General features: G+C 38.5%; 6 protein-coding genes and 1 pseudogene. All 7 read left to right on the top strand.

Annotated features, from left to right (window positions below; genetic code table 11):
- Nucleotides 1-39: 39 nt before the first annotated feature.
- The 7 genes and pseudogenes from BSAG_RS12090 (at nucleotide 40) to BSAG_RS12075 (ending at nucleotide 6630) form a co-directional block, all read left to right on the top strand.
- Entirely contained in the window at nucleotides 40-1842 is a 1803-nt protein-coding gene (locus BSAG_RS12090) for a glycerophosphodiester phosphodiesterase family protein (protein ID WP_004315633.1), read from the top strand.
- A 256-nt stretch (nucleotides 1843-2098) separates the two neighbouring features.
- A complete protein-coding gene (locus tag BSAG_RS0223175) occupies nucleotides 2099-2938 on the top strand; it encodes a glycerophosphodiester phosphodiesterase family protein (protein ID WP_008770867.1) in 840 nt (279 codons plus the stop codon).
- A 13-nt stretch (nucleotides 2939-2951) separates the two neighbouring features.
- Complete coding sequence (locus tag BSAG_RS12085) at nucleotides 2952-4307, top strand: MFS transporter (protein ID WP_004315522.1); 1356 nt, start codon at nucleotides 2952-2954, stop codon at nucleotides 4305-4307.
- A 270-nt stretch (nucleotides 4308-4577) separates the two neighbouring features.
- Nucleotides 4578-4823, top strand: a complete 246-nt coding sequence (locus tag BSAG_RS0223180; protein WP_004315521.1) for a hypothetical protein — start codon at nucleotides 4578-4580, stop codon at nucleotides 4821-4823.
- Between the two features lie 56 nt (nucleotides 4824-4879).
- Nucleotides 4880-5074, top strand: a pseudogene (locus BSAG_RS0223185) (type II toxin-antitoxin system RelE/ParE family toxin); the annotation flags it as partial.
- Nucleotides 5075-5282: 208 nt separating this feature from the next.
- Nucleotides 5283-5654, top strand: a complete 372-nt coding sequence (locus BSAG_RS12080) for a transposase family protein (RefSeq protein WP_008640050.1) — start codon at nucleotides 5283-5285, stop codon at nucleotides 5652-5654.
- Between the two features lie 40 nt (nucleotides 5655-5694).
- Nucleotides 5695-6630, top strand: a complete 936-nt coding sequence (locus BSAG_RS12075; protein ID WP_008025715.1) for a transposase — start codon at nucleotides 5695-5697, stop codon at nucleotides 6628-6630.
- Nucleotides 6631-6855 lie beyond the last annotated feature (225 nt).

Raw genomic sequence — 6855 nt, forward strand, 5'->3', positions numbered from 1 at the left:
GTTATTTATATATTCCGATATAATTGAAATGGCTGAAACATGATAAATAGAAAATTAGTTGTTTTTGTGAGCTTTTGTATTCTGAGCATTAGTTCATTTGCTCAGACCAGATTAGACAGTATTCGCAATAAACTGTTTGCTCCTGAAAACAAGAATGTATTAGTAGCTTCTCATAGAGGTGATTGGCGAAATGCTTGCGAGAATTCTATAGAGGCAATAGATAATGCAGTAAAAATGGGGGTAGACATTGTAGAAGTTGATTTGGCAAGAACGAAAGATGGACACTTGATATTAATGCATGATTCTAAGTTGGACCGGACAACGACCGGCAAAGGACTGGTTGCAGATCATACGCTGGCAGAAATTAAAGCACTTCAATTGCGAAATGGTTGTCATATAAAAACTATTTATAAAGTACCGACCTTAGAAGAGGCATTACTGTTTGCTAAAGGTAGAGTGATGCTTAATTTGGACAAAGCTTTTGATTATTTTGATCAGGTTTATACCCTATTGGAGAAGACAGGAACGACCGATATGGTAATAATGAAAAGCGATGCTCCGGCAGATTATGTGAAAAAGAACTATGGGAAATATCTAAAAAAGGTCGTCTTTATGCCAAAGATTAATTTGGACGATAAAAATGCAATGCAGCGTTTGGATGACTATTTACAAATAATAAATCCTGTGGCGGTAGAGTTCAAATTTGCATCTGATTTGAACAGATTACCCTATGATGTAAAAAATGCGATGAAAGGGCGAGCACGAATTTGGTATAATACTTTGTGGAATACCCATGCAGGCGGTCACGATGATGATTGCTCTTTAGTTGATCCGGATGAAGGTTATGGCTATTTGATAGATTCGCTCGGGGCTTCTATATTGCAAACAGACAGACCTGCATATTTAATAAATTATTTGAAAAAGAAAGAATTGAAAAAGAAATGGGAATGTATTGAAAATTGGGATTACCTTTCCGTAGAGAATGAATGGACAATGCAAACAAGTCCTAATTTTGATGTAGAAGAAGTATTCTTGAAAGGTAAGCATACTCCTGCTACAAATGAAGATGGGATAATTGTAACTCCCTATTTTGCAGCAGTCATTGATGGAGCTACGGCAAAATCGGAATTGGAGATTGATGGAAAAAAAACGGGGCGTATAGCGATGGAACTGGTCATTGAGGCGATACACGATTTCCCTAAAGATATTGATGCCAATGAAGCTCTGAAAAGGATAACAGAGAAAATACATTCTTTTTATGTTCAGCATCGTTTGTTGGAAGAGTTGGAGAAAACACCCGGTAGCCGTTTTACTGCCAATGGAGTGATTTATAGTTATGAAAAGAATGAAATATGGCAAATCGGGGACTGTCAGTGTCTTTTTGGTAATACTTACTCTTCAAATGAAAAGGAAATTGACGCTATAATGGCTAATGCGCGTGCGGTAGTAAATGAAATAGCTTTGTTAAATGGTGCTACACCGGATGATTTATTGAGCAATGATCCAGGGCGTAATTTTATTTATCGTTTTCTCCAGCAGCAAGCTATACTTCAAAACAATCCTGATAAAAATCAACCATATTCTTTTCCGGTTTTTGATGGTTTTCCCATTAATATGCATCAGGTACGTATTTTCTCCATAGGAAATCATACACAAATAGTCTTGTCGTCTGACGGCTATCCTTGTTTGTTTCCGACTTTGAGGGAATCAGAATGTTATTTGATGAATATCTTGGAGAATGATCCTCTTTGTATGCGCCAATATAAAAGTACTAAAGGTATTAAGAAGGGAAACTGCTCCTTTGACGATAGAGCTTATTTAAAAATCAGAATCAATAGATAAAAATACTGAAACAATATGAGAAAGTTATTCATTTTTAGTTTGTTGCTCATTGCTATTTCGGGGATAAATGCTCAGAATAGAAAGTTACGTGGTTCTTCTTCAAATTCCGTGCTACTTATTTATGTTCAATTACCTTATTCATGGCTATTCCGGAGTACTTTAAGATGCATATAGTTTGGATAATTTATTTGCTATTTCTAATATGCCGATATCCCTTTATCCATCGGCCTTTCAATGAGCTTTACTAGCACGGAATTTGATTAAGAACCAGTTACGTGCGAATTTGTTAGATAAAAATAATCATTCGGTGATGGTGGTTTCTCATCGTGGTGATTGGAGAAATGCACCGGAAAATTCTTTGCAAGCAATACAAAATTGTATTGATATGGGAGTTGATATGGTCGAAGTTGACTTGAAGAAAACGAAAGACGGACATCTCATTGTGATGCATGATCAAACAATTGATCGCACAACAACAGGAAAAGGGAAACCGGAAAATTACACTTTGGAAGAATTGCGGCGTTTTCGTCTAAAAAATGGAGCAGCTCACAAGACTACTCATCTTATTCCTACTTTAGAAGAAGTCATGTTATTATGTAAGGGCAAAATATTAGTCAATATTGATAAGGGGTATGATTATTTTAAAGAGGCTTATTGTATTCTGGAAAAAACGGGAACAGTTGACCAATGTGTTATCAAAGCTGGACTTCCCTATGAACAAGTAAAAGTGGAGAACGGGGAAGTATTGGATAAAGTGATTTTTATGCCAGTGATAAATTTAAATAAGGAAGATGCTGAAAAAATAATAGATAGTTATCAGAAACATTTGAAACCGATAGCTTATGAATTAGTCTTTGATAATGATGAAAAAGAGACTCTTCGATTGATTCAGAAAGTGCGTGATAGTGGCGCAAGGCTTTTTGTTAATTCTTTGTGGCCTAAACTCTGTGGCGGCCATGATGACGACCGTGCAGTAGAACTTCATCAGCCGGATGAAAGTTGGGGGTGGATAATTGCCCAGGGAGCCAAGCTAATTCAAACAGATCGTCCTGCTTTATTATTGGAGTATTTGCGTAACAAGAAACTTCACGATTAAACGCACTTCCTTCATGTTGAAACAACTAATCAATTTTTACAAGGTCTCTTCACCGAGACCTTGTAACGGAGAAACTTTGTCTTCATCCGATGCCCGCCGTTTGAAGTTTCTGAAATGGTCTACCTTCCTTTCTGCGACTTTTGGTTACGGTATGTATTATGTGTGCCGTCTTAGTCTGAATGTCGTAAAGAAACCTATTGTAGATGAAGGCATTTTTTCGGAAACAGAGTTAGGCATCATAGGTTCCGTATTGTTTTTCACCTATGCCATCGGGAAATTCACGAACGGTTTCCTTGCCGACCGTAGTAATATCAACCGTTTTATGACTACCGGTTTATTGGTAACCGCTTTGGTTAACCTCTGTCTCGGTTTTACTAATTCTTTTATCCTGTTCGCTATCCTTTGGGGGATTAGCGGCTGGTTTCAATCTATGGGAGCAGCCTCTTGTGTAGTAGGGCTTTCCCGTTGGTTCACGGACAAAGAGCGCGGTTCATACTATGGCTTTTGGTCTGCGAGCCATAATATCGGCGAAGCGTTGACTTTTCTGATAATAGCCTCAATTGTCAGTGTGTTGGGCTGGCGGTATGGTTTCTTCGGAGCCGGTATAGTGGGATTGATAGGAGCGTTGATCGTCTGGAAGTTCTTCCATGATACTCCCGAAAGCATGGGATTTCCTTCGGTGAATGTTCCCAAACAGAAAAAGGAAATGAGTGAGACAGAAACGGCTGATTTTAATAAAGCACAGCGTCAGGTATTGCTGATGCCTGCCATTTGGATACTGGCTCTTTCGAGTGCTTTTATGTATATCAGTCGTTATGCTATCAATAGTTGGGGCGTTTTTTATTTGGAAGCTCAAAAGGGTTACTCCACCTTGGATGCCAGTTTTATCATTTCTATTTGTCCGGTCTGTGGCATAATCGGTACTATGTTTTCAGGTGTTATTTCCGATAAGTTATTTGGTGGACGTCGCAATGTTCCTGCGTTAATTTTCGGGTTGATGAATGTGTTTGCTCTTTGTTTGTTTCTCTTAGTTCCGGGAGCTCATTTTGGGATAGACGTGTTGGCAATGGTTCTTTTCGGTTTAGGTATCGGAGTTTTGATCTGTTTTCTGGGTGGTTTGATGGCAGTGGATATTGCTCCCCGTAATGCGTCGGGTGCTGCATTGGGAGTAGTTGGTATTGCCAGTTATATCGGTGCCGGATTGCAGGACGTGATGAGCGGTATACTGATAGAAGGGCAAAAGACTGTTCAGAATGGAGTAGATGTTTATGACTTCACCTATATCAATTGGTTTTGGATTGGTGCTGCTTTGCTTTCGGTGTTGTTTGCTTTGCTGGTATGGAATGCAAAATCAAAAGAAATGGATTAAAGTGAGTACATTAGGTTAGAATATAAGTCTTTGTTTTCGAGGTATTAGACACCATTCCGGGAAGTAAGTAATGATTGCTTATCTTTCTGGAATGGCTTTTTTATAATCAATTAAATAGAAAGTTTTATGGAAAATTCATTGAATGATGAATTATTGTGTTCATTGAAAGACGAACTTCGTGAAGTAACCGCACAAATCAATGTGCATAGTGAAAAATTAATGGATCTGCTCGACCAAAAAAAAGAAATCGTCAGTCAACTGACTCGAGAGATGTCGCATCTCACGCCTGTCATCATCGAGTATCGGGGAAATCCGAAGCAATATGTCTCTGTTGTGCTCGATGCCATCAATCTGGGTAGGTTGACGTATGACGGAGTAGCAAATTGCGAACAGACTTTTCGTGCGTTAGCAAGCGTTGTAGATGTGATAAGCCCTAAGAATGGGAAAACGCTTAGTGTAGAGACGCTGGTGTCTTATGAGAAGAAAAAGCGTGCTGGAGAATTTGAGGAAAAATAATATAAAATAAAAAGACGATTGTTGTATAGTTGAACAACAATTCGTATATTTGCAGTATGGAAAAGAAACGTAAGATCCGTACATACGGAGGTTACTTTGAGGCTTTCATGGAGACTTTAACCGAAAAGGAACAAGATAAAATCCAGTATGGACTACTCTTGTTGAAAACACAAGAAAGACTCTCCACTAAATTTGTAAAATTTGTTCAGGACGGAGTTTTTGAACTTCGTACAGAATATAATGGTAATATATAACGGGTATTTTTCATTTTTGATGATGGAAATATTGGGTTCTTCGTCAAATTTGGTGGTAATCTCTTTTTTATTTCGATGGTTTTCCTCTTCTTCTTTCTTAATCCTATAAAAAGTTGTAGATATGTTTGCTTTTTAGTAACTTTAAAGACACCACGGCTCAGTCTGAAACCTTGGGGGATTGCGTTAAAATTCTTATTTTTGCATCATGAAAACATCCTCTTCCCAAACGATTGATCCTGTTGCTTCTTTAAGCTTGTTCTTGCCTTCAGGAATCCTTGATTACTTTACCCTAGTCAATCATGTTTCTCAGGATACTTGCTTTATTCTTTATTTAGAGGAGAAAGCCACTATTCCTGCTGAGTACTCTGATCTCCATCTTCACTCAAAAGGTTTCCTCCCTGAGATTGAAGTTCAGGACTTCCCTATCCGTGGTAAAGCCGTTTATTTACGTATCAAGCGTCGTCGCTGGGAAGATCCATCCACTGGGCAGACATATAGTCGTGACTGGAGTTTGGTAGCCACCGGTACTCGCATAACCGCTGAGTTCGGTGCTTTTTTAAAAGAATTACTTAGATAATCACGCCGTTAGCTGCCAAAGTGTAGCTGAGCATTACTGTATGGATGGCAAACAGCTTCAAAGCCAATATAAAGACCACCTGAGTGACTTCCAGAATTGGGATCAGAGAGCACATGCCCAAGAGTATATCCTTTATCCAAAGAATATGGGTTATCACCTATGTATTGACGAAACGGCTTTAAGTAAGGGAGATCTTTATACCATCTTAATAAATAGAGATAAGCGAGGTAGGAAAGGTTCTATTATAGCTGTAATTCAGGGCACTAAAACCGATGATATCATTGCGGTACTTACAAAGATGCCACAGGAGCTGCGTAATCAGGTCAAAGAAATTACACTGGATATGGCAGGGAGCATGCAAAAGATTGCCAAAACGTGCTTTCCACGTGCCATGCAGGTGATTGATAGGTTTCATGTACAAAAACTTGTATACGAAGCTGTACAAGAGTTGCGCATTACATATAGATGGCAAGTGATAAAAGAGGAGAATAAAGCTATGAAAGCGGCAAAAGAGAAGGGGGAAGTATATAAAGCAGAAGAACTCGAAAACGGAGATACACTCAGGCAATTATTGGCCAGAAGCAGATATTTATTATTTAAATCACCTGATAAATGGACCAAGAGTCAGAAAATCAGGGCAGAATTACTTTTCAAGCAGTTTGAAGATATTAAGCACGTATATTACTACTCATTGGAGTTGGGAAAGATCTTTTCCACAAACTATGACAAGGATGTAGCAAGAGCAAAGCTGGCACTATGGTATAATAAGATTGAAGAATATGGATACGATACATTCACAACAGTAGCAAACTCTATTGAGAACCATTATGAAAGGATTTTGAACTTCTTTGTGAACAGGAGTACAAATGCAGCAGCGGAAGCATTTAATGCTAAAATCAAAGCATTTAGGGCATCATTTAGAGGAGTAGTGGATATGAGCTTCTTCCTTTTTAGGCTAGCAAAGGTATATGCATGAAGGGAATTGACTAAACTTAATCCCCCAAGAATTACAACTGAGCCGACACCACATCATTAAGAGTTACAATGCAACAAGCCATATCTACAACGTACAAATATACATCAAAAAAAGAAAATCCTCCTACAAATAGGGGATTATTCCATGATTTCAGATTCAGTCCTGGCTACGATAATCTGCAACAAGATGGTATCTCTGAAGCTGTTGGTTCATTGACGGTCTTTT

The organism is Bacteroides sp. D1 (genome assembly GCF_000157095.2).
GTDB lineage: Bacteria > Bacteroidota > Bacteroidia > Bacteroidales > Bacteroidaceae > Bacteroides > Bacteroides xylanisolvens.

Coding starts and splice junctions, on each gene's coding strand:
- BSAG_RS0223180 (WP_004315521.1), top strand. CDS start 4,578: ATGTCGCATCTCACGCCTGTCATCATCGAGTATCGGGGAAATCCGAAG.
- BSAG_RS12080 (WP_008640050.1), top strand. CDS start 5,283: ATGAAAACATCCTCTTCCCAAACGATTGATCCTGTTGCTTCTTTAAGC.
- BSAG_RS12075 (WP_008025715.1), top strand. CDS start 5,695: ATGGATGGCAAACAGCTTCAAAGCCAATATAAAGACCACCTGAGTGAC.
- BSAG_RS12090 (WP_004315633.1), top strand. CDS start 40: ATGATAAATAGAAAATTAGTTGTTTTTGTGAGCTTTTGTATTCTGAGC.
- BSAG_RS12085 (WP_004315522.1), top strand. CDS start 2,952: ATGTTGAAACAACTAATCAATTTTTACAAGGTCTCTTCACCGAGACCT.